The sequence below is a fragment of the Priestia sp. TGN 0903 genome (assembly GCF_050846855.1).
GTDB lineage: Bacteria > Bacillota > Bacilli > Bacillales > Bacillaceae_H > Priestia > Priestia zanthoxyli.
In genome coordinates this window covers 338,754-359,235 of record NZ_JBOZGL010000005.1, presented here as the reverse complement: position 1 = coordinate 359,235, position 20,482 = coordinate 338,754, and the positions used below count along the sequence as shown (strand labels likewise).

The 20,482-nt window shown below is 37.8% G+C and carries 26 protein-coding genes and 1 riboswitch; of the genes, 14 read left to right on the top strand and 12 right to left on the bottom strand.

What is annotated here, in order from left to right; all coding sequences use genetic code 11:
• Positions 1–14 precede the first annotated feature (14 nt).
• Complete coding sequence (locus ACRPLY_RS19305) at positions 15–1,058, top strand: ribonucleotide-diphosphate reductase subunit beta (RefSeq protein WP_013059560.1); 1,044 nt, start codon at positions 15–17, stop codon at positions 1,056–1,058.
• A 29-nt stretch (positions 1,059–1,087) separates the two neighbouring features.
• On the opposite strand, the gene ACRPLY_RS19300 is transcribed toward ACRPLY_RS19305, so the two are convergent.
• Together ACRPLY_RS19300 and ACRPLY_RS19295 are read right to left on the bottom strand one after the other, a co-directional pair.
• Positions 1,088–1,291, bottom strand: a complete 204-nt coding sequence (locus tag ACRPLY_RS19300) for a hypothetical protein (protein WP_013059559.1) — start codon at positions 1,289–1,291, stop codon at positions 1,088–1,090.
• Between the two features lie 66 nt (positions 1,292–1,357).
• A complete protein-coding gene (locus tag ACRPLY_RS19295; protein ID WP_013059558.1) occupies positions 1,358–1,516 on the bottom strand; it encodes a DUF1540 domain-containing protein in 159 nt (52 codons plus the stop codon).
• Positions 1,517–1,723: 207 nt separating this feature from the next.
• On the opposite strand from ACRPLY_RS19295, the gene ACRPLY_RS19290 reads away from it, so the two are divergent.
• From ACRPLY_RS19290 to ACRPLY_RS19280, 3 genes are read left to right on the top strand one after another with little or no spacing between them, the layout of a single operon-like run.
• The gene (locus ACRPLY_RS19290) at positions 1,724–2,005 is read left to right on the top strand and encodes a DUF2325 domain-containing protein (protein WP_028411863.1); all 282 of its coding nucleotides are present in this window, start codon (positions 1,724–1,726) and stop codon (positions 2,003–2,005) included.
• Positions 2,006–2,059: 54 nt separating this feature from the next.
• Complete coding sequence (locus ACRPLY_RS19285; RefSeq protein ID WP_223546271.1) at positions 2,060–2,815, top strand: hypothetical protein; 756 nt, start codon at positions 2,060–2,062, stop codon at positions 2,813–2,815.
• A gap of 15 nt (positions 2,816–2,830) precedes the next feature.
• The gene (locus tag ACRPLY_RS19280; RefSeq protein ID WP_028411861.1) at positions 2,831–3,289 is read left to right on the top strand and encodes a flavodoxin; all 459 of its coding nucleotides are present in this window, start codon (positions 2,831–2,833) and stop codon (positions 3,287–3,289) included.
• A gap of 29 nt (positions 3,290–3,318) precedes the next feature.
• Here ACRPLY_RS19280 and ACRPLY_RS19275 read toward each other — a convergent pair whose 3' ends face one another.
• Entirely contained in the window at positions 3,319–4,356 is a 1,038-nt protein-coding gene (locus ACRPLY_RS19275) for a cytochrome d ubiquinol oxidase subunit II (RefSeq protein WP_028411860.1), read from the bottom strand.
• 15 nt (positions 4,357–4,371) lie between these two features.
• On the bottom strand, positions 4,372–5,706 hold the full coding sequence (locus ACRPLY_RS19270) for a cytochrome ubiquinol oxidase subunit I (RefSeq protein ID WP_028411859.1): 1,335 nt from the start codon (positions 5,704–5,706) through the stop codon (positions 4,372–4,374).
• 152 nt (positions 5,707–5,858) lie between these two features.
• On the opposite strand from ACRPLY_RS19270, the gene ACRPLY_RS19265 reads away from it, so the two are divergent.
• On the top strand, positions 5,859–6,104 hold the full coding sequence (locus tag ACRPLY_RS19265) for a type B 50S ribosomal protein L31 (RefSeq protein WP_028411858.1): 246 nt from the start codon (positions 5,859–5,861) through the stop codon (positions 6,102–6,104).
• Between the two features lie 29 nt (positions 6,105–6,133).
• Here the strand turns inward: ACRPLY_RS19265 and ACRPLY_RS19260 are convergent, their stop codons facing one another.
• Together ACRPLY_RS19260 and ACRPLY_RS19255 are read right to left on the bottom strand one after the other, a co-directional pair.
• On the bottom strand, positions 6,134–7,093 hold the full coding sequence (locus tag ACRPLY_RS19260; protein ID WP_028411857.1) for a metal ABC transporter solute-binding protein, Zn/Mn family: 960 nt from the start codon (positions 7,091–7,093) through the stop codon (positions 6,134–6,136).
• Positions 7,094–7,176: 83 nt separating this feature from the next.
• On the bottom strand, positions 7,177–8,364 hold the full coding sequence (locus tag ACRPLY_RS19255) for a GTP-binding protein (RefSeq protein WP_028411856.1): 1,188 nt from the start codon (positions 8,362–8,364) through the stop codon (positions 7,177–7,179).
• 119 nt (positions 8,365–8,483) lie between these two features.
• On the opposite strand from ACRPLY_RS19255, the gene ACRPLY_RS19250 reads away from it, so the two are divergent.
• Positions 8,484–9,056, top strand: coding sequence for a beta-class carbonic anhydrase (locus ACRPLY_RS19250; RefSeq protein ID WP_028411855.1), 573 nt, complete (start codon positions 8,484–8,486; stop codon positions 9,054–9,056).
• Positions 9,057–9,059: 3 nt separating this feature from the next.
• Here the strand turns inward: ACRPLY_RS19250 and yidD are convergent, their stop codons facing one another.
• Entirely contained in the window at positions 9,060–9,287 is a 228-nt protein-coding gene (gene yidD, locus ACRPLY_RS19245) for a membrane protein insertion efficiency factor YidD (RefSeq protein WP_080754454.1), read from the bottom strand.
• Positions 9,288–9,437: 150 nt separating this feature from the next.
• On the opposite strand from yidD, the gene ACRPLY_RS19240 reads away from it, so the two are divergent.
• The 5 genes from ACRPLY_RS19240 to ytkD all read left to right on the top strand — a co-directional run bounded on the left by ACRPLY_RS19240 (position 9,438) and on the right by ytkD (position 11,992).
• A complete protein-coding gene (locus tag ACRPLY_RS19240) occupies positions 9,438–9,911 on the top strand; it encodes an S-ribosylhomocysteine lyase (protein ID WP_013059547.1) in 474 nt (157 codons plus the stop codon).
• A 163-nt stretch (positions 9,912–10,074) separates the two neighbouring features.
• The gene (locus ACRPLY_RS19235; protein ID WP_013059546.1) at positions 10,075–10,515 is read left to right on the top strand and encodes a Dps family protein; all 441 of its coding nucleotides are present in this window, start codon (positions 10,075–10,077) and stop codon (positions 10,513–10,515) included.
• Between the two features lie 81 nt (positions 10,516–10,596).
• Positions 10,597–11,022: a phage holin family protein gene (locus ACRPLY_RS19230; protein ID WP_014457957.1), complete on the top strand. Its 426-nt coding sequence runs from the start codon at positions 10,597–10,599 to the stop codon at positions 11,020–11,022.
• A 74-nt stretch (positions 11,023–11,096) separates the two neighbouring features.
• The gene (locus tag ACRPLY_RS19225) at positions 11,097–11,417 is read left to right on the top strand and encodes a hypothetical protein (protein WP_033579584.1); all 321 of its coding nucleotides are present in this window, start codon (positions 11,097–11,099) and stop codon (positions 11,415–11,417) included.
• A gap of 104 nt (positions 11,418–11,521) precedes the next feature.
• On the top strand, positions 11,522–11,992 hold the full coding sequence (ytkD, locus tag ACRPLY_RS19220) for an RNA deprotection pyrophosphohydrolase (protein WP_034271379.1): 471 nt from the start codon (positions 11,522–11,524) through the stop codon (positions 11,990–11,992).
• 46 nt (positions 11,993–12,038) lie between these two features.
• On the opposite strand, the gene ACRPLY_RS19215 is transcribed toward ytkD, so the two are convergent.
• From ACRPLY_RS19215 to ACRPLY_RS19205, 3 genes are read right to left on the bottom strand one after another with little or no spacing between them, the layout of a single operon-like run.
• Positions 12,039–12,845 carry an ABC transporter permease gene (locus ACRPLY_RS19215; RefSeq protein ID WP_033579585.1) on the bottom strand — a complete coding sequence of 269 codons (807 nt, stop codon included), beginning with the start codon at positions 12,843–12,845 and terminating at the stop codon, positions 12,039–12,041.
• A complete protein-coding gene (locus ACRPLY_RS19210; protein WP_367076831.1) occupies positions 12,832–13,602 on the bottom strand; it encodes an ABC transporter ATP-binding protein in 771 nt (256 codons plus the stop codon). The genes ACRPLY_RS19215 and ACRPLY_RS19210 overlap by 14 nt, the downstream gene beginning before the upstream one ends.
• A gap of 1 nt (position 13,603) precedes the next feature.
• Entirely contained in the window at positions 13,604–14,602 is a 999-nt protein-coding gene (locus ACRPLY_RS19205; protein ID WP_028411851.1) for an ABC transporter substrate-binding protein, read from the bottom strand.
• A 172-nt stretch (positions 14,603–14,774) separates the two neighbouring features.
• Between ACRPLY_RS19205 and ACRPLY_RS19200 the strand changes: the two genes are divergently transcribed.
• Both ACRPLY_RS19200 and ACRPLY_RS19195 read left to right on the top strand, forming a co-directional pair.
• Positions 14,775–15,557: an alpha/beta hydrolase family protein gene (locus ACRPLY_RS19200; RefSeq protein WP_028411850.1), complete on the top strand. Its 783-nt coding sequence runs from the start codon at positions 14,775–14,777 to the stop codon at positions 15,555–15,557.
• Positions 15,558–15,611: 54 nt separating this feature from the next.
• Positions 15,612–15,854 carry a DUF2584 domain-containing protein gene (locus ACRPLY_RS19195; protein ID WP_028411849.1) on the top strand — a complete coding sequence of 81 codons (243 nt, stop codon included), beginning with the start codon at positions 15,612–15,614 and terminating at the stop codon, positions 15,852–15,854.
• A gap of 34 nt (positions 15,855–15,888) precedes the next feature.
• On the opposite strand, the gene pckA is transcribed toward ACRPLY_RS19195, so the two are convergent.
• Complete coding sequence (gene pckA, locus ACRPLY_RS19190) at positions 15,889–17,478, bottom strand: phosphoenolpyruvate carboxykinase (ATP) (protein ID WP_028411848.1); 1,590 nt, start codon at positions 17,476–17,478, stop codon at positions 15,889–15,891.
• A 374-nt stretch (positions 17,479–17,852) separates the two neighbouring features.
• A riboswitch (SAM riboswitch) is annotated at positions 17,853–17,970 on the top strand.
• Between the two features lie 132 nt (positions 17,971–18,102).
• On the opposite strand from pckA, the gene metK reads away from it, so the two are divergent.
• Positions 18,103–19,305, top strand: a complete 1,203-nt coding sequence (metK, locus tag ACRPLY_RS19185) for a methionine adenosyltransferase (RefSeq protein WP_013059536.1) — start codon at positions 18,103–18,105, stop codon at positions 19,303–19,305.
• A gap of 31 nt (positions 19,306–19,336) precedes the next feature.
• Here the strand turns inward: metK and ACRPLY_RS19180 are convergent, their stop codons facing one another.
• Positions 19,337–20,482, bottom strand: coding sequence for a glycosyltransferase family 4 protein (locus ACRPLY_RS19180; protein ID WP_028411847.1), 1,146 nt, complete (start codon positions 20,480–20,482; stop codon positions 19,337–19,339).

Below are 20,482 nucleotides of genomic sequence, written 5' to 3'. Positions count from 1 at the left end.
GGAGTGAATAATTGATGACAAGCATGTTAAAACGAGAATTAATGAACGAAACAGCTCCGAACCGTTCGACAGGAATCATCAACGGCAAGAGCTCCAATATTCTAAACTGGGATGACGTCCGATTTTCATGGGCGTTCCCTAAATACAAGCGTATGCTAGCTAATTTCTGGACGCCGTTTGAAATTAATATGGGTCAAGATATTAAACAGTTCCCTCAGTTAACCGCTGACGAACAAGAGAGCTTTCTAAAAATTATTGGCCTGCTGGCGCTACTGGACAGTATTCAATCAGATTATGCTAGCAAAGTAGCTGACTATGTAACCGATTCTTCGATTAACGCTCTAATGATTATTTTAGCGCAGCAAGAAGTGGTTCATAATCATTCGTATTCATATGTTTTATCAAGTCTTGTACCAAAAGGAAAACAAGATGAAGTATTTGAATACTGGCGTACAGACGAAAAGCTTCGCGCACGAAATGACTTTATTACAAACGGATATAAAGCATTTAGCGAAGAAGCAACGGTTGAAAACTTTTTGAAGTCTATGGTATATGATGTTATTTTAGAAGGACTTTTCTTCTATAGCGGATTTGCGTTCTTCTATAATCTTGCGAGAAATCAAAAGATGGTGGCGACATCTACGATGATTAATTATATCAATCGTGATGAACAGCTTCACGTTGGGTTATTTGAAAAGATTTTCAAGGAAGTACTAAATGAAAATCCAGCTTATCGTACGGAGGAGCTAGAAACGTTTGTAGTTGAAACGTTCCAAGAGGCAGCTCGTCTTGAAATTGAATGGGCGGAATCTGTTATTGGAGAAAAATTCGACGGCATTACGATGAAAGAACTGCAGCAGTACATTGAATATATGGCGAATAAACGCTGTAATCAGTTAGGCTTCGGTCGAGCTGCTTTCCCAGAAGCACCGATTGAAAATCCTCTTCGTTGGATTATTGCTTATCAAGAGGTAGATTTAGGGAAAACCGATTTCTTTGAACAGAAATCACGACAATATACAAAAGCATCAGATGCAAATGGATTTGATGATTTATAAACACAAAAGCTGACTAATTTCCTTATTGATTAGTCAGCTTTTTTTAAGTGAATAAGTCCAAGTTCTAACGCACGTGTGGTAATTAAGTCATCAATTTCTTCTGGAATGTTTTCAAGTGTTCCCCATTTGTATGTCCATAAATGAGTAAATGATTGTACATAGATTGGAAAGGTTTGTTCATTTGCTTTTATGGCTTCTTCTTTAAAAAAATGAATCAGTTGTTCAGTCTTCATACTAGTCTCCTTTTTTATGATCTTGAAGAGAGAAAAAAGACAACCCAGAGGCTGTCCTTTTGCGGGTTACGCTTCAGTTGGCTTGAACGTTTTACAGTCTGTTTCATAGCTGCTTGCTGCATGTTTTCCGCTATGACTTACTACGTAAATTTCTTCTGCACTGCAGTGATTTCCATTTTTCCAAAAGTGACAGTTATTTACTTCACAAAGAATGTTTTGTTCCAACGTTAACCCTCCTTTGTATGTGATAGCTATAGTATGGTCAAAATTCAACTAACTTATAAGAAAGGTGGTAGACTTTCATTTTAATTGAGAATTTTTATCAATTAAACGTTGACAAAGAGAATCATTCTCAATTAAACTGTATATATAGTAAAGAATACAGGTTGTTGTCAAATCATTAAATGAATAATTAATTGGGAGGGAACAAACATGTCATCAGTCATGGTTGTAGGAGGAGACAGGTTAAAGCATATTACAGATCGTCTAGCGGGAGAAGGGTTTAATGAAGTAATTCATTTAGATGGCCGTAAAAGCAATATGGTGAAGCGAGAAATTCCCGAACATATTGGGTTTGTATTAGTTATTACGGATTTTATTAATCACAATATGGCAAAAGTCATTAAAGAGAAAGCAAAAAAACAGCAAAAACCAATTTATTTCGTCAAACATTCATGGAGTGCTATTCGTAAAGTGATTGAGCAAATTTCATGATTTAATTTTTGATCATTATTGAGAATGAATTTCAATTAGGGTGGTGAGACATAGATGGAACCGATAAAAGTGCATATAAAGACACTCTCCAATAACCACATCGAACAATTTATTCGATGTCCGTACAAATTTTATCAGCAGCAGCTTCTTTTGAAAAAGACATCTATAGATTGGAAACAGCATGTTCAAGTAACCGTCCATCAAATCATTAAAACATACTATAGCAAGCCAGTTGAGTATCGCTCAAACCTCTATGTTTTACAGCTTATTGAAAAATATTGGCGCCTAAAGCCAAATATGTTTTCATCACCCATTCACTATTACGATGTGTTAGCTAAAGTAAGTGATTATTTACTGAGGTTTTTAGGCGAGAAAACACATGTGGAGCTACCACTTTTTGTGTTTGAAAAATACAGCGTTTATGTAGAAGAAATTCAAAGCAACCTTTCTCTGACCATTGATTTTGCTGCATGGACAGAGAAGTCTTATACGGTAACAAAATTCATTCTAGATGACCATGAAGAAGTGAAGAACGCAATGAAAGACTTTATTATCGTTTTTTCGAAACAAGCTTTTCAAAAGGTTCCTGAACAAATTCGTTTTTATTCATTATTAACCGGAGAAACAACAACTTATTATATTGCAACAGGCGATTATGAAAAGGCCATACTTCAACTACATATTGTCAAAAGTGTGTTAATGGAACCAAAACATTTTCAAAAGAACTATGCATCCAGTGAGTGTGAAAACTGTCCTCTTAAGCAAGAATGTGATGAAGAAGGGGATGTGCGGCCCACACTGCTGGTGTAAAGGAGCGTCATTTACATGAAGGAAATCTTACTAGCTTATGCGAGTATGTCAGGCAACACAGAAGCGATAGCCGATTTGATCGAAGAAGAATTAGTCAAGCATGGATTGCATGTGAAACGAGCAGAAGTATATGACATTGCTGCTTCGGACCTTGTATTGGCAGAATCTATTATCTTTGGAGCTTATACGTGGGGAGATGGAGAGCTGCCAGATGATTTTTTAGATCTTTATGATGAAATGGATGATATAGATCTCAGTCAAAAGCAGATGGCTGTATTTGGTTCAGGTGATTCATCATATGATGTTTTTTGCGGAGCAGTTGATTTAATTGAAGAAAAAATAAAGGGACGCAACGGAAATATAGCTGTTCCTGGTTTGAAAATCGAGCTTTCTCCCTTTGGAGAAGATGTAGAAAAATGTAAGGTATTTGCTAAAGACTTTGCTGAAGTAGTGGCAAAATCTGCTGCTTCATAAGAAAACCCGGTCAAGTGCTGACCGGGTTTTTAATATGGCTTCTTTTTGCTGTATTCTTTATTATCTTTCATAAATAGACGCCAGAAATAAAAGAATCCAGGAAATAAAATCGCAAAGCCAACAATATACACAATAAATAACGAATGGAACGCATCGGGATGTGTAAATCCATTCTCAATCGTTACGTTTGGATACACGACATACGGTAAATGACTTCGTCCGTATACGTAACTTGCTAAGAAATATTGAAGGACGATTGATACCACGGCTAAACGAGGCATTCCTTTTCCTTTTTGAGAAGGCAGCAGCAGAGCAATACCAGCTACTACAAATAGACCTACAGACCCGTAAAGAAGAGGCTTAAACTGCATCATTTTATCATATAACCAGCTGGCTTCTGATTGCATTGTAATCATAATAAAGATAGCCATTAGCAGTGAAAGAGGTCCTGTAATGAGCGCATCGCGCCGATAGACCGCATAAGCTTCCATTTCGTCAGATGACTTCGAGTAGTCTGCTAATAAAAGAGACGACAGAAACAGGGAAGAAGTAATGGCAAAACCAATAAATGAATAGACGTGCGGACTTGAAAACACTCTTGCTAAATTTAATCGCTGCGTTCCGTCAATTACATCAATAAATCCACCTTGACTTACGGGCAGTACGGCGATTAAAAAAGCGGGAATTAATACGCCAGATATACCAGATACGTAAACCAACGCTCTCCGATATTTGAAGCTGCCAGCATAGTGTGAAAACACTAAAAATCCGCTTCGAATAGATAAGAGAAGTAAAATGATACTCCCCGGTACTAGTAGCACTGTTCCAAGCGTAAATGTAGCTCGCGGAAAAAAGCTAAACAGCGCAACAACAATCGCAACGATAAATACATTGGTTACTTCCCAAGTAGGCGATAGATATCTGTTTGCTACATCTGTAGCATTTGTTTTCGTACGGTTAATATAGACCATCGACCAAAAACCAGCTCCAAAGTCCATCGTTCCCATTACAGCATAGATAAAAATGAAGCCCCATATTACAGTAATTGCTAGTAATGAATCACCCATATTCTCACATCCTTTTTAATCTGCTTGCGCAGCAAGCTCTTTAGAAAGCGGATTTCGTCTAAAATAAAACACCAGTACAAGGGCGACTGCGGCCACGAGTACGATATAAACAAGCAAAAACAAGAAAAATAAAATATGCAAATTAGCAGAAGTAGTAACGGCTTCTGATGTACGCATGATGCGGTAAATGACCCAGGGTTGTCTGCCTGTACATGCGAAAATCCATCCGAATTCAATGCCCATGATCGCGAGAGGGCCCGTTGCGACAAATGCCCACATGAAAACTTTAGGGAAGCTTTTCTTCTTTAAAAACTTGTACCAAACAACGCCCACTAGCGCCACTAAAATTAAAATCGATCCGATAATGACCATACCGTTAAACAAGGTATGCACAAAAAGCGGCGGCCAATAATCTCTAGGGAAGTCATTGAGTCCAGTAATCACTGTATTAAAGCTATTACCCGACAAGAAGCTGAGCATCCATGGAAACTCAATGCCATACTTGACTCGCTGTTCTTTTTCATCTGTAAATCCGCCTAAAGCTAATGGCGCATGATCTTGCGTTTCAAATAGACCTTCAGCTGCTGCAAGTTTTTCGGGTTGATATTCGTATACTTTTTGCATCGATTCATGTCCATTCAAAGCTGTTACAAAAGAAAAAATCCCGCCGATTACTAATCCCATCATCAATGCTTTATGATGAAATTTATATTCTCTTGGATTATGTTTTCGCGCACGAAGCATTTTAAAGGCAGCGACTGAAGCAATGACAAAGCCTCCGGTTGTATAAGCAGAAACGGCTACGTGACCGGACGTTACAAAGAAACTCGGATTAAAGAAAGCTGCCCAAGGATCTACGCTTACAATTTCGCCATTTAAAATTCGAAAGCCAGCAGGTGTTCCTTCAAATGCGTGCACGTTTGTAATTAAAACGGCAGAGGCAAGAGCGCCTATTGCTACTAAAATGAGACTGATAATCCTCATTTTTCGAGAAATACGGTCCGCTGCGTATACGTAAATAGAGAGAAAAAGAGCCTCAATAAAGAAAGCATAAATTTCAATTTGAAAAGGAAGAGCCATCACTTTTCCTACGATTTCCATAAAACCCGGCCAAAGCAACGCTAATTGCACACCAGCAATCGTTCCCGTAGGAATAGCGACTCCAAGCAGGACAGCAGCTCCTTTTGTCCAGCGCTGTGCCATAAGTTCATAATCTTTATCTTTTGTTTTGTAGTAAAGAATTTCAGCCAATAAAATCATGAGAGGAATGCCGACGCCAAGAGTGGCAAAAATGATATGTACTCCCATGTTCAGACCAAACATTGAACGTGCAGTAACTAAATGATCCATTCATTTTTCAACCTTTCCAGTAAAGTATTGATAAACCTTATTGTCCACTTTTTACCACGCTTTATGCATCAGAATTGGTAAAACATATAACTTGAAAATAGTAATCATTACGATTATAATGAGTATATATTGTTTTAAAGGAGAGATATTTAATGAAAACAAATATTCATCCAGACTATCGTAAAGTTGTATTTATGGATACAAATAGCGGAACATCATTTTTATCAGGATCTACAAAACAATCAAATGAGAACGTTCAATGGGAAGATGGCAACACATATCCGCTCTTAAAAGTTGAAATTAGTTCGGATACACATCCATTTTATACAGGAAAACAAAAATTTGCTGATAAAGGCGGCCGTGTGGAACGCTTTAAGCAAAAATATAAATTACAATAAAAAAACTAGCCGAGAGGCTAGTTTTTTTATTAATATAATGCTTTTTTCAACGTATCAATGTTGTGTTGCATAATGGAGAAATAATCTTCTTTATTTTTAACATCGTTTTTCGTTAATGACTCTAAGTTATGAAGTGTTAAAGCTTGAGCTCCCACTTCATTTTTTACAAGTGTAGACACTTTAGGCTTTAAATTTTGGTCAAAGATAAAGTATTTGATATGGTCTTTTTTTGCTTGTTTTACGATGTTTTCTAATTGTTTTTGAGACGGCTCATTTGTAGGAGATAAACCCGCTACGCTAATTTGCTTTAATCCGTATCGTTTTTCCCAGTAGCCGTAGGCTGCATGTGATACTAAAATTTCTTTATGAGGTGCGTCGCCAATCGTTGTTTTTAACTCTTGGTTCACATCTTCAAGCTGAGTCTTTAAGGATTGGAAGTTCTTTTCAAATTCTGCTTTTTTATCTGGTTTTAATTCAACAAGTTCATTTTTAATATTTTCTGCTAATTGAATAGCTAAAATAGGATCAAGCCAAACGTGAGGGTCTGTATCTCCGTGGTGATGCTCTTCTTCATGTGCATGTTCGTCCTCATGGGCATGCTCATCTTCAGAACTCTTTGCTAGTTCAATTCCTTTTGCAGCTTCTACTAAAGCGACATCTTCATTCTTTAGCGTAGACTGTGCTTTATCTGCAAAGCCTTCAAGCCCAATTCCTGAGTAAACGAATGCGTCCGCGTTTGCGATTTTGACCATTGTTTTTGTGGTAGGTTCAAATGAGTGAGCATCTACACCTGTTGGTAAAATGCTTTTAGCTTCTACATATTTTCCACCGATTTTTTCAGTGAAATCCTGTAAAGGGTAAATTGTTGTGTAAACTTCTAATTTTTTATTTTTATTATCAGATGCGTTATTTGCACTGCTTGAACTGCACCCTGCAAGGGCTGTTCCAATTCCTAATGCCAGCACCATTAAAAGTGGTTTGAATTTCATTATGTTGCTCCTTCCGTTCGTATCGTAACCATTTATGACCTATGTTATTATATCGTAATTATTACGATTTGAAAACTAAAAATTTACGCACTTACTGTAAACTTAGGAAGGGGGTCTTTGAAAGTAGCCCAATCTTGATTCATTTCCTCATTTGTCAGCAAACAGTGGTCTAAAGTTTCAATTATTTCAGCTTTGTTCATATCAATACCAATGAATACAAGCTCGTTAATACGGTCTCCAAATTGTTCATCCCATTTTGCTCGTAATTCAGGTTCTTCCTTTAAGGTTTGTTCCCTTTCCTCTGCTATGTACGTTGCGACCCATTCACCCGCTCCTTGAATCATAATGGACGTACCTGCTTGAGAAAGAAGTCCTGCCATATGGTTACGTGAAGCAAGCCAGAAAAATCCTTTTGCACGTACAATATCAACCGGCCAGTCCTCTAACCATTTCATAAAGCGTTCAGGATGAAGGGGACGATTCCTTCTATATACAAAAGAAGAAATACCAAACTCTTCTGTTTCAGGCGTATGGTGTTCTTCATTTAATTCTTTAATCCATCCGGCTCCTTGACTAGCTTTTTCAAAGTCGAATAAGTCGGTATGAAGTATGGTTTCAAGTTTTACCTCACTATTAATTGTTTGGATAACAGTGGCCTCTGAGTTTAATTTGTGAAGAACAGCCTGCAGCTCATCTGCATCATCTTTTGTTAACAAATCAACTTTGTTTAATAAAATGACGTTTGCAAATTCAATTTGATCGATTAATAAATCAACCACTTCTCTTTTATCGTTTTCATCCGTTCCTTCTTTGCGGTCTAATAAGCTTTCACCTGATGAAAAGTCTTCCCAAAAGCGATTAGCATCTACTACAGTGACCATCGTATCTAATGAACATTTCTGAGTTAAATCAATGCCAAGCTCTTCATCAATATAAGTAAATGTTTGAGCAACAGGGATAGGTTCGCTGATTCCGGAAGATTCAATGACAATATAATCAATATCATCATTGTCAGCCAGGCGTTCTACCTCTTTCATTAAATCATCTCGAAGCGTACAGCAAATACAGCCATTTTGCATTTCAACAAGTTTTTCTTCTGTTCGAGAAAATCCGCCTTGTTTAACTAAGTCTGCATCAATATTTACTTCGCTCATGTCATTGACAATGACCGCGACCTTTAAACCTTCTTTATTTTTTAAAATATGGTTCAAAAGAGTTGTTTTACCTGACCCAAGGTATCCGCTTAAAACGGTAACGGGAATTTTTTTCACTGTTATAACCTACTTTCTTGTCTTTAAATAATAATGATTACGATTTAACACTTTTCATCTTATAGGAAAAAGTATTATAATACAAGAAAGAATTTTTTTTATGAAGGAGAAGACAGCAAATGAGCTTATTACAAGATGTTTTAGAATTCAACAAAAAATTTGTAGAAGAAAAGAAGTATGAACTTTACGAAACAAGCAAATTCCCTAATAAAAAAATGGTTATTTTATCGTGTATGGACACAAGATTGGTAGAACTGCTTCCGCACGCTTTAAATCTGCGTAACGGAGACGTGAAAATTGTTAAAAATGCAGGAGCACTTGTTTCACATCCATTTGGAAGTATTATGCGAAGCATTTTAGTAGCTGTGTACGAGCTACAAGCTGATGAGGTATGTGTAATTGGTCACCATGACTGCGGAGCAGGTAAACTTCAGGCGGAACCTTTTTTAGAGAAAGTAAGAGCAAAAGGCATCTCAGATGAAGTGATTAATACCATTGAATATTCTATGGACTTGAAAAAATGGTTAACGGGTTTTGATTCAGTAGAAGAGACTGTTCAGCATAGTGTAGAGACAATTCGTAATCATCCTCTATTTTCAAAAGATACTCCTGTACATGGACTAGTTATTGATCCAAATACAGGAAAGCTAGATGTTGTTGTAAATGGGTATGAAGCAATCGAAAACAACTAAAGCTTAGTGTGATTTTTTCTCAGGTACTTCATCGATGCCACCCGGATGGAACGGGTGGCATTTTAAAATGCGTTTTATAGTCAAATAAGATCCCTTTACGGCACCAAAGCGTTTAATGGATTCAACTCCGTACTGGGAGCAAGTAGGGTAAAACCGGCACCTTGCCGGAAGAAAAGGCGAAATTCCTTTTTGATATCCTTTTATAAGTAAAAGCAAAAGCTTTGCAATCATTTATTATCACGTTCTTTCTTTCGTGTTTGCTCATACTATAAGGGATAGAAGGAATAAAAAGCAACTAAAAGAAATAAAGGTTATTAAATGGATGAAATATATCGGAATTGCATGTTATGATAGGTGAAAGAAGAAAAAAGGAGTGGTATTATGCCATCAGTAGAAAGTTTTGAGCTAGATCATAATGCGGTTAAAGCACCTTACGTAAGACACTGCGGTGTTCACAAAGTGGGAAGCGACGGCGTTGTAAATAAATTCGATATTCGTTTTTGCCAACCAAACAAACAAGCAATGAAGCCGGACGTTATTCATACGTTAGAGCATTTATTAGCTTTTAATATTCGTACTCATGTAGAAAAATACGATCACTTTGATATTATTGATATTTCGCCTATGGGATGTCAAACGGGATACTACTTAGTAGTGAGCGGGGAGCCGACTGTACGTGAAATTATTGATTTGTTGGACGATACGCTAAAAGATGCAATTAACATTACTGAAATTCCAGCAGCAAATGAAAAACAGTGCGGTCAAGCAAAACTTCACGATTTAGAAGGAGCAAAACGCTTGATGAAGTTCTGGTTAGAACAGGACAAAGAAGATTTAGAAAAAGTATTTGGCTAAAAATAAGCAGTCCGCTGGGCTGCTTATTTTATTTGGAAAAAGATGAAGACGTTTCTCCGAGTCTAAAGAAAGGGAAATGTCTCTTTTTATGAAAAAAATGTTTTAATCAACTAAAAAAGGGTACAACTATACTATATAAAGAGTTCATAAAGGAGCGAACAACATGGCAGCAAATGTAAATGAAATTGTTAATAAACAAGTGGCAAACTTTAGTGTAATGTACATAAAACTTCATAATTTTCATTGGTACGTGAAAGGTGAACAATTCTTCACTCTTCATGAAAAGTTTGAAGAGCTGTATACGGAAACAGCTACAATTATTGATGACCTTGCAGAACGCCTTTTAGCACTAGAAGGAAAACCTGTGGCAACAATGAAAGAATCGTTAGAGCTTTCTTCTATTAAAGAAGCGGATGGAAGCGAAACGGCTAAAGACATGGTTGCTTCTTTAGTAAGCGATTTTGATACGCTAACTGCTGAATTAAAAGAAGGAATGGATGCAGCCGGTGAAGCGGGCGATGAAACAACAGGAGACATGCTGTTAGCTATTCATCAAAGCTTAGAAAAACATACGTGGATGTTAAAGTCATTCCTAGGCAAGTAAGTAAAACCTGCGAGCAATCGCAGGTTTTTTTATGATAAGATGGACGAACACTTTTTTTTCACCGGCATATACTGTAGGGATATGACTGCTGAAAGGGTGAAAAAAGTGGATATGCAGAAGCTTTCTGTCTTGATAATTTCAAGTTTAGGTTCACTGGCTTTTTTTTTATTTGGAGAGTGGGACTATTTACTAATGGCTTTAGTAGCATTAGTGGCAATGGATTACTTGACAGGCACGATTGCAGCTTTTATAAATAAACGTTTATCTAGCAAAGTAGGTTTTAAAGGAATTGCCAAAAAAATTTTTATTTTTGCCATGATTGCTGTAGCAAACTTTATCGATTCTGTATTTTGGGAAAACGGTCATATTATTCGAGATGGAGCTATTTTGTTCTATATTTTAAACGAAATGATTTCAATTACAGAAAACGCAAGAATTGTAGGGGTTCCAATTCCAGAGCCGTTAAAAAAAGCAATAGCGATTTTAAAAGACCGCTTTAAATCGTAGAGTGTATAAAAAAAGAATAAGATACACATAAGAAAGATAAGTTGGCACTAGAAAGAAGGAGCTGAATATCTTTCATGACAAAAAAATATTATGTATCTCTGAGTTCAGGGGAAATCAATCAGTCAAATACTGCTTCAGATTGGAATTATGCGATTGAAGCAACAGATGAAGAAGTGGAGCAGCTGAGAACCTATTTAGATCAGCGCGCTTCAAGCGATTGGTCAAGCTTTTGGCGATCCCATATTCCGTATCTGGAATATCATCATGATTCTCAAAATGATATGTACGATAAAACAACAGTTGACATATATGCCATGCTTTATCAGCTGGGAGACGATGAAACAAAATCACATATCAAACAGATGAATATTTTATCTTCAGATAGAACGGAATAAGGGGTAAAATGCAAAGAAAAAAAGTACGAGCATACTTTTCTTATCAGGTATGGCCGTAATGTATGATAAAATAAGGGAAAAATCAAATGGAGTTTGAGTCGACCATGTACACATTTAAGGATGCATATCATAATCAAGTATTTTTATCATTTGAAAAAAATCCATTCTCGAAAACTCCACGTCACGTTTGGGTCGTATGCAGGTATGAAAATCAATGGTTGCTAACGAATCACTCAAAACGAGGTTTAGAATTTCCCGGAGGAAAACTAGAAGGCAATGAAATACCAGAAGAAGCAGCGGTTCGAGAAGTGTTTGAAGAAACAGGCGGAGAAGTCTCTTCTTTAACTTATATTGGTCAATATAAAGTAGTAAGTAAAGGAAAGACCATTATTAAAAATATTTATTTTGCTACGATTGGAAATGTAATTAAAAAAGAAGACTACATGGAAACAGATGGTCCCGTAATGATTGACGAACTACCTTCGGGCATTCAACAAGATGATGCGTACAGCTTCATCATGAAAGATAATGTTTTGCAGTATGTAATGAAATATGTAAAGCGAACATTTTTGTAAAAGCATCATATCAACGAAAATACCCCCGTTTGTACGGGGGTATTTTTTATGAGCGTCGGATCAATTTCTTTTCTAGATAAGCCACGCCTTGGTACATAATCGTAGCGAAAATGGCAATTAATAATAAGCTGAGAAGAACAAGAGTAAAGTTGAAGACTTGGAAACCATAAATAATCATATATCCAAGCCCTTTTGAAGAAACTAAAAATTCTCCTACGATGACGCCTACCCAAGATAAACCGACGTTTACTTTAAATGTGGAAATAATGGCAGGCATGGAAGCTGGAAGAATTGCTTCTTTAAAACAGCGGGTTTTCGTTGCCCCGAAGCTTTTTAGTAATTTAATATAGTTTGGATCCACTTCTTTAAAGGCTGTGTAAACGACGATGGATGTAATGATAACGGATATAATCGCTCCCATCGTTAAAATTGAGAAAAATCCTGGCCCAATTGCTACAATTAAAATAGGGCCCAGCGCTACTTTAGGCATGGCGTTTAAAATAACGAGGTAAGGGTCTAATATATGTGCAAGCCTAGTTGAATACCAAAGGGCCGTTGCAAGTAAAATACCTAGCACTGTGCCTAAAATGAAGCCAAGAACTGTTTCGAATAACGTAAAACCAATATGTTCTGCCAGCGAGCCGTCGGCAAGTTTAATTAAAAATAAATGCCATACTTTAGTAGGAGAACTGAAGATTAAAGGGTCAATCCACTTTAAACGAGAAGCCAGTTCCCAGAAGCTAAAAAAGGCTAAGAAAATGACCAGCTGTACGCTCAGTACTAATCGTTTTTCGCCCCGAACCTTGCGAAGGTAGCTTTCGTGAAGAGTATCTAGGGAGCTAGTGGGTTTCAAGTTGTTCAAGCTCCTTCCATATGTCCATAAATAAATCGTTATAGACAGGATGCTGTCGTGCTTCAAACGGAGAGAGGGTTCGTAAAATAGAAGGAACCGTGAATGTTTTTGCGATTTTTCCTGGCTTGGCTGAGAATAAAAAGATTCGGCTGCTCATAGCAATGGCTTCGCCGATATCGTGCGTGACCAAAACGGCCGTTTTTTGATAAGTCATCAGTGTTTTGGAGACAAGTTCTTCAAGCTTGAGTTTTGTTTGAAAATCAAGTGCTGAAAAAGGTTCATCCAAGAGTAAAATAGCGGGGTCAATGGCAAGTGTTCGGACTAAAGCGACGCGTTGTCTCATGCCTCCGGATAACTGGTGTGGATATAGGTCATCTACGCCTTGTAGACCAATTTCTTTTAGGAGCAGCAGTGCTTTACTCTCCGTTTTGTCTGTTAGCTGTCCGCGAATTTCAAGCCCAAGTAAAATATTTTCTTTAATGGTTTTCCACGGAAACAAATAATCTTGTTGAAGCATATAACCGATGTTTGGAACTGATGTTCCGATATTTTCACCGTCTATTGTGACAGAGCCTGACGTTGGTTCAATCAAGCCTGCAATAATCGATAGAAGCGTCGTTTTTCCACATCCGCTTGGGCCGAGAAAGGAAACGAATTCTCCTTCTTCAATAGACAAATTAATATGTTCAAGTGCAGTGGTAGCAGACTTTGTCGTAAGGTACATATGTTGAACATCTTGAATGTGAAGTTTTGTCATATTACTCCCTCATTGCATCTTTTGCGAATTTTGTGTTGACTAGCTTGCTGTGATCAATGTGTCTTGGAAGTTCTCCAGATTCGTCCATGATTGTTTGTAAATGATCCCACTCTTTCTCATCTAATAAAGGGTTAGTTGCAAAGGATTTTTGCGATTTATAGCGGTCAATAACAGTTTTTAGCGTGTCTTTAGGTGTATCTTCAAAATACGGTGCAACCACTTCAGCAATTTCATCTGTGCTATGTGTATTCACCCATTTTTGTGCTTTGTAAATAGCTCGAGTAAATTTAGCTGCTGCTTCAGGATTATCTTTTAAATAGCTTTCTTTGGCCATAAATGTTGTATAAGGAACTGTTCCTGATTCTTTTCCGAAGGAAGCAACGATATGTCCTTTTCCTTGTTTCTCTAAAATACTAGCCGTTGGCTCAAATAATTGAACGTAATCTCCAGTACCAGAAGCAAAAGCATTCGCAACGTTAGCAAAATCAATGTTCTGAACGAGTTTTACATCTTTTTTAGGATCAATATTATGCTGTTTTAACACATATTCCCCTACCATTTGCGGCATGCCGCCTTTGCGTTGACCAAGAAACGTTTTGCCTTTAAGCTGATCCCATGAAAATTGATCGACCTTTTTACGTGCTACTAGAAATGTTCCGTCGGTTTGGGTTAGCTGTGCAAAGTTGATGACGGGATCACTAGACCCTTGTGCATATACGTAGATTGACGTTTCCGAGCCGACTAAGGCGACGTCGATGCCATCAGATAAAAGTGACGTCATTGTCTTATCTCCGCCCCAAGTTGTTTTTAAATCTACCTTTAGTCCTTCTTCTTCAAAAAAGCCTTTTGAAATAGCGACGTACTGGGGAGCATAAAAGATAGAGCGAGTTACTTCGCCGACACGAACCGTTTGTACAGATGTTGTTTTGCTGCAGCTAATTAGTGGAATGAGTAAAATCATAATAGCAAGCAAAGAAAAAAGCCATTTAATTGGTTTCATAAAGCAAGCCTCCTTAAAGTAATAAAATATTTTATGATAATGTATGTAAAGAAGTGGAAGAAGGTGAGTGCCTATATAACTATGTGGAAAATCAAAGAAGTAGTAGTCAACGACTGAAAGTAAACCTTAGCGGAAGAAAGTAGGCTAGTTATATAAAGAATGGAGGAAAAAAATGAAAGATGGAACAATTCTTCATAAACAGCGTTTCCCATCATCAAATCCTCGCGTGACGCTGTGGGTGATTACATATGCATGTCAAGGGCTTAAGATTAAAGGAATGCTTGCAGAGCCAAAAGAAAAAGGAATGTATGACGGCTTTTTATACTTAAGAGGAGGTATTAAGAACGTAGGAACGGTTCGCCCTGCTCGACTCATTCAATTTGCTTCACAAGGTTTTATTGTGATGGCTCCGTTCTATAGGGGAAATCAAGGAGGCGAAGGAAACGAAGATTTTGCAGGAGATGATCGTTACGATGCTTTTGCTGCTTACGATTTACTGAAACAGCTCCCTAACGTCCACCATGACCGCATTCATATTTTTGGGTTTTCACGAGGGGGAGTGATGGCTTTACTCACAGCCATTGAAAAAAAAGACAGCCGTTCTCTTGTGCTATGGGGAGGCGTCACGGATATGGTGCTGACATATGAAGAAAGAGAAGATTTAAGAAGAATGATGAAGCGGGTGATTGGAGGAACTCCTTCTAAATATCCTGAAAGATACGAATGGAGGACACCTTTGCATCGTGCTCATCTCGTCGAGCCGCCGGTCTTGCTTATTCATGGTTTAGAAGATAAAAACGTCTCAATTGATCATTCCTATCAGCTCGAATCTAAACTAAAGAAGTCCAATAAAAAAGTTACCAGCTGGTATTTTGAAAACTTTCCACATGCTTTTCCACCAAAAGAAAACCGAGAAACGGTAAAGAAGTTAACGAAGTGGATGAAAGCGCAATAAAAGATATGCTACGATAGAAAAAACAAGTAGAATAACAGTGAGGAGTGAGAGAAAATGGGGATGCCGCTAGAATTAAATACAATGATTGTGACAAAAGGCAACGAAAAGCGTGTAACAGATAACATTTTTCAAGTTGAGAAAAAAGGATATCGTTTGTATCCGTTGGATATTCCATTAAACATTCACAAAACGAAAAATGGAGAATGTATTGGAACTGCTGTTGTGCGTAAGGTAGAAATGGAGCAGGAAAAAACCATTGTCACATATGAACTGACAAAATTACATTCGACTAACTAAAAAACCGATCGTCTATAAGACGATCGGTTTTTTATTAGACTCTAGGTCCGCCTAATGTTGAAATGTCCGATGCTACATCATTAAAACGCTTGAAGTTCGCTTTGAATTTAGCGGCAAGTTCAGTTGCTTTTTGGTTATAAGCTGTTGCATCGTTCCATGCTTTAGAAGGCTGAAGCACTTCATCAGGAACTCCCGGAACATGAGTTGGAATCGATAAACCAAAAATAGCATCTGTTACTGTTTCGGTATTAGCTAGTTCTCCTTCAAGAGCTGCTTGAACCATAGCTCGAGTGTAACTTAACTTCATTCGTTCACCCACGCCGTATTCACCGCCGGTCCATCCAGTGTTTACAAGGTAGACATTTACGTTATGTTCATCGATTTTCTTTCCTAGCATTTCTGCATAAGTTGTTGGAGCAAGAGGTAAGAAAGGCTCACCAAAGCATGTAGAGAAAGTAGCCTGTGGCGATGTTACGCCGCGCTCTGTTCCAGCTAACTTACTAGTGTATCCGCTCAGAAAATGGTACATCGCTTGTTCTTTTGTAAGCTTGCTGATTGGAGGTAAGACGCCGAAGGCATCAGCAGTTAAAAAGACAATAGCTGTAGGGTGCCCAGCAACGCTTGGCAATACCGTATTATCAATAGAGTCAATTGAATAAGCGGCACGAGTATTCTCTGTTAAACTATTATCATTGTAATCTGCTACTTTCGTATTTTGATTCAACACTACATTTTCCAGTACTGCGCCGAAGCGAATTGCATTAAAAATTTGCGGTTCTTTTTCTTCGGAAAGCTGAATGCACTTCGCGTAGCAGCCCCCTTCAATATTAAATACACCAGAGCTTGACCAACCGTGCTCGTCATCTCCGATTAAACGACGGTTTGCATCAGCAGAAAGCGTTGTTTTACCCGTTCCAGATAAACCAAAGAATAATGCAACGTCACCTTCTTCTCCTACGTTAGCAGAACAGTGCATGGATAGAATATTGTTTTGAGGAAGCAAGAAGTTCATCACTGAAAAAATAGATTTTTTCATTTCACCAGCGTATTCAGTTCCTCCAATTAGCACAATGCGTCGCTCTAATGAAAGAATAATGAAGGTTTCAGAATTCGTCCCGTCTGTTTCAGGATCAGCTTTGAACGTTGGAGCTGCTACAATTGTAAACGGCTTCACATCATCATTTGTTTTTTGTTCAGCTGAAGGGCGAATGAATAACTGCTGAGCGAATAGGTTGTGCCATGCAAATTCATTAACTACTTGAATTGGTAACTGATACTTTTTATCAGCTCCAGCATATCCATTAAAAACAAAAAGTTCATCCTGCTTCTTTAAGTGGGTTAAGACTTTTTTGTATAGCGCATCGAATCGCTGAGCAGAAATTGGCTGATTGACGGGTCCCCATTCAACCGTTTTTGAAGATACAGCATCGCTTACAATAAATTTATCCAAAGGAGAGCGGCCTGTATATTTTCCGGTTTCGACTGACACAGCACCTGTAGAAGTCAGCGTTCCTTCGCGTCGAGCTAGAATTTTTTCAACAAGTTGTGGAACAGATAATTGGTGTTTTGTTGTTTTTAATTGAAGCAAACCATTTAATTCGATAGACATATCAACAGTACTCATGTGCACTACCTTCCTTTTTTAGCTATTATTTATTCATTAATGTTTGAAATTTATAATTAGTATAACACATTTATTTAATTATTCTATACTATTTAACTAAAAATGTTTGTGCATTATAAAAAAATGTACGTTATACCTATTTTAGACACATGTATATGTGCTAGAAGCGAAAAAAGTGAAGCTATTTCAAGTGAAAGCCTTTTTTTGGTCTGTCTTGTTAACCAAACTTCGTGATCATTCTTAATAAGGTATACTATTTTTAAATTTGAGTATGTTACATTAAAACAGATTCAAACATAAAGAGATGATTTCCATTTGAATGTTGTTGACAGTGAAGCGCTTTTTCATGTATTATATGTCCTTGAACGGATACTCTCTTATCCCGAGCTGGTGGAGGGACAGGCCCTGTGAAACCCAGCAACCATCGTCATTTTTTTGTGTAGACGATAAGGTGCTAACCTGATGCAAGGGCACAACCTTGATCGATAAGAGTGAAAGGCTTATGTAGAATTTGATACCTTTCCTCGATACAAGGAAAGGTTTTTTTATATTTTTTAACGTGTAATGAAAATAAGGGAATGAGTACCGTATCACAATGTATCGTATTTATAAGGAGGAAAACTGATGTCAACACAACGTCGTCTGTTCACGTCAGAATCTGTTACAGAGGGACATCCCGATAAAATTTGTGACCAAATTTCTGACTCAATTCTTGATGCTATCCTAGCAAAGGATCCAAATGCTCGTGTTGCTTGTGAAACAAGCGTAACAACTGGTTTAGTTTTAGTAAGCGGTGAAATTACAACTTCTACTTACGTGGATATTCCTAAAACAGTTCGTGAAACAATTAAAGGAATTGGCTATACTCGTGCAAAATACGGATTTGATGCTGAAACTTGTGCAGTATTAACATCTATCGACGAGCAGTCAGCTGATATCGCTGCTGGTGTAGACCAAGCGTTAGAAGCACGTGAAGGTCAAATGTCCGATGAAGAAATCGAAGCAATCGGAGCTGGAGACCAAGGGTTAATGTTTGGTTATGCATGTAACGAAACAAAAGAATTAATGCCTCTTCCAATTTCATTAGCTCATAAACTTGCTCGCCGTCTAACAGAAGTACGTAAAGAAGAAATTCTTCCTTACCTTCGCCCGGATGGTAAAACACAAGTAACAGTTGAATATGATGAAAACAACAAACCTGTTCGCATCGATACAATTGTTATTTCAACTCAGCATCACCCAGAAGTAACGTTAGAGCAAATTCAACGTAACTTAAAAGAATATGTAATTAATCCAGTTGTTCCAAATGAGTTAATTGATGAAAATACAAAGTATTTCATTAACCCAACAGGACGTTTCGTAATCGGCGGCCCTCAAGGAGATGCTGGTTTAACTGGTCGTAAAATTATCGTTGATACTTACGGCGGATATGCTCGTCACGGCGGCGGTGCATTCTCTGGTAAGGACGCAACAAAAGTAGACCGTTCAGCAGCTTATGCAGCTCGTTATGTTGCGAAAAACATTGTAGCAGCTGATCTTGCTGATAAATGTGAAGTACAACTAGCATATGCAATTGGTGTTGCACAGCCAGTATCTATTTCAATTGATACATTCGGTACAGGAAAAGTTTCTGAAGAAGTACTAGTAGATGTAGTACGCAAAAACTTTGACCTACGTCCAGCAGGCATCATTAAAATGCTTGATTTACGTCGCCCAATTTATAAGCAAACAGCAGCTTACGGTCACTTTGGTCGTACAGATGTGGAGCTTCCTTGGGAGTTCACAGACAAAGCTGAAGCATTAAAAACTCAAGCTTTAGCTAAATAATAAAAAAATCTCCGTGAAAACGGAGATTTTTTTATGCCCATTGAATACCTTCAGCAGATTTTTCTACGACATCTTCATATTCTGAAAGCAAATGCTGAAAAATGGCGTCCCATGATTGAGTAAGAGCATAGTGTCTCGCTGCATGGCTAAAGTGAAGCCGCTGGTGCAAATCATCAAGTAAACCTGTAATAGCCGAACTGAATTCTTCTAAGGAGTGAGGTTTGCAAAGGTAGCCGTTTCGCCCGTGCTGAACCATCTGTTTAACTCCTCCTGCATTTGCTGCCACCACGGGAGTTCCAGAAGCAAGAGACTCCAGTACGACATTTCCGAACGTTTCTGTTTCTGAAGGGAAAACAAACAAATCAGATGAAGAATAGATATGAGCAAGTTGCTTACCTTCAAGAAAGCCTGTAAATGTCATATGCTCAGATGCTTGCTGTTGCATTTGTTCTTTTAAAGGACCATCTCCCACAATAAGCCAGTGAACTTGGTGGCGGATATGATCAGGTAAAGATCGGGCAATTTTTAGTAAAAAATCAGCGTTCTTTTCTTTAGCTAACCTTCCTACATACGTTAAGATGTAGGGTTTTTTTATATTATATTTAATACGAATATCAAAGCGGTCATAGTGGGGATGGAACAATTTGTGATTTACCCCTCGCGACCAAATAGCTACGTTGTGAAACCCTTGTTTTTCTAGCTGCTGTTTGGTCACTTCGGAGGGAGCGAATAATTTTTGTACAGGTTTATAAAACCATTTCATATATTTTTGCAGTGGTACACGCATTTTTTCAAGTTCATAGTGAGATAAATAATCATCAAAATTGGTATGATAAGAGCCGACAAGAGGAATACCTAATCTTTTCCCGTAATAGGAGCCGCAAAGCCCCATTGTAAAAGGAGTGGCCAAATGAATAAGAGAAGGGTTGAATTCCTGCAGCTGCTTTTTAATTTTTAGAACGTTTGGCAATGAAAAGCGGCTGTTTGGATAAAGGAAAAACGGCATGCTAGGCGAGCGGTGAACGTATGTTGAAAACGACCGATTATGAGCAAATTCAGGAGCAAATACCTGGATGGGAATTTGCTTTGATTTGACATACTGAGTAAATTGATAAAGTGTTTTAGCAGCTCCGTTAACTTCCGGAGCAAATGTATCTGTAAATAAAGCAATTCTCAT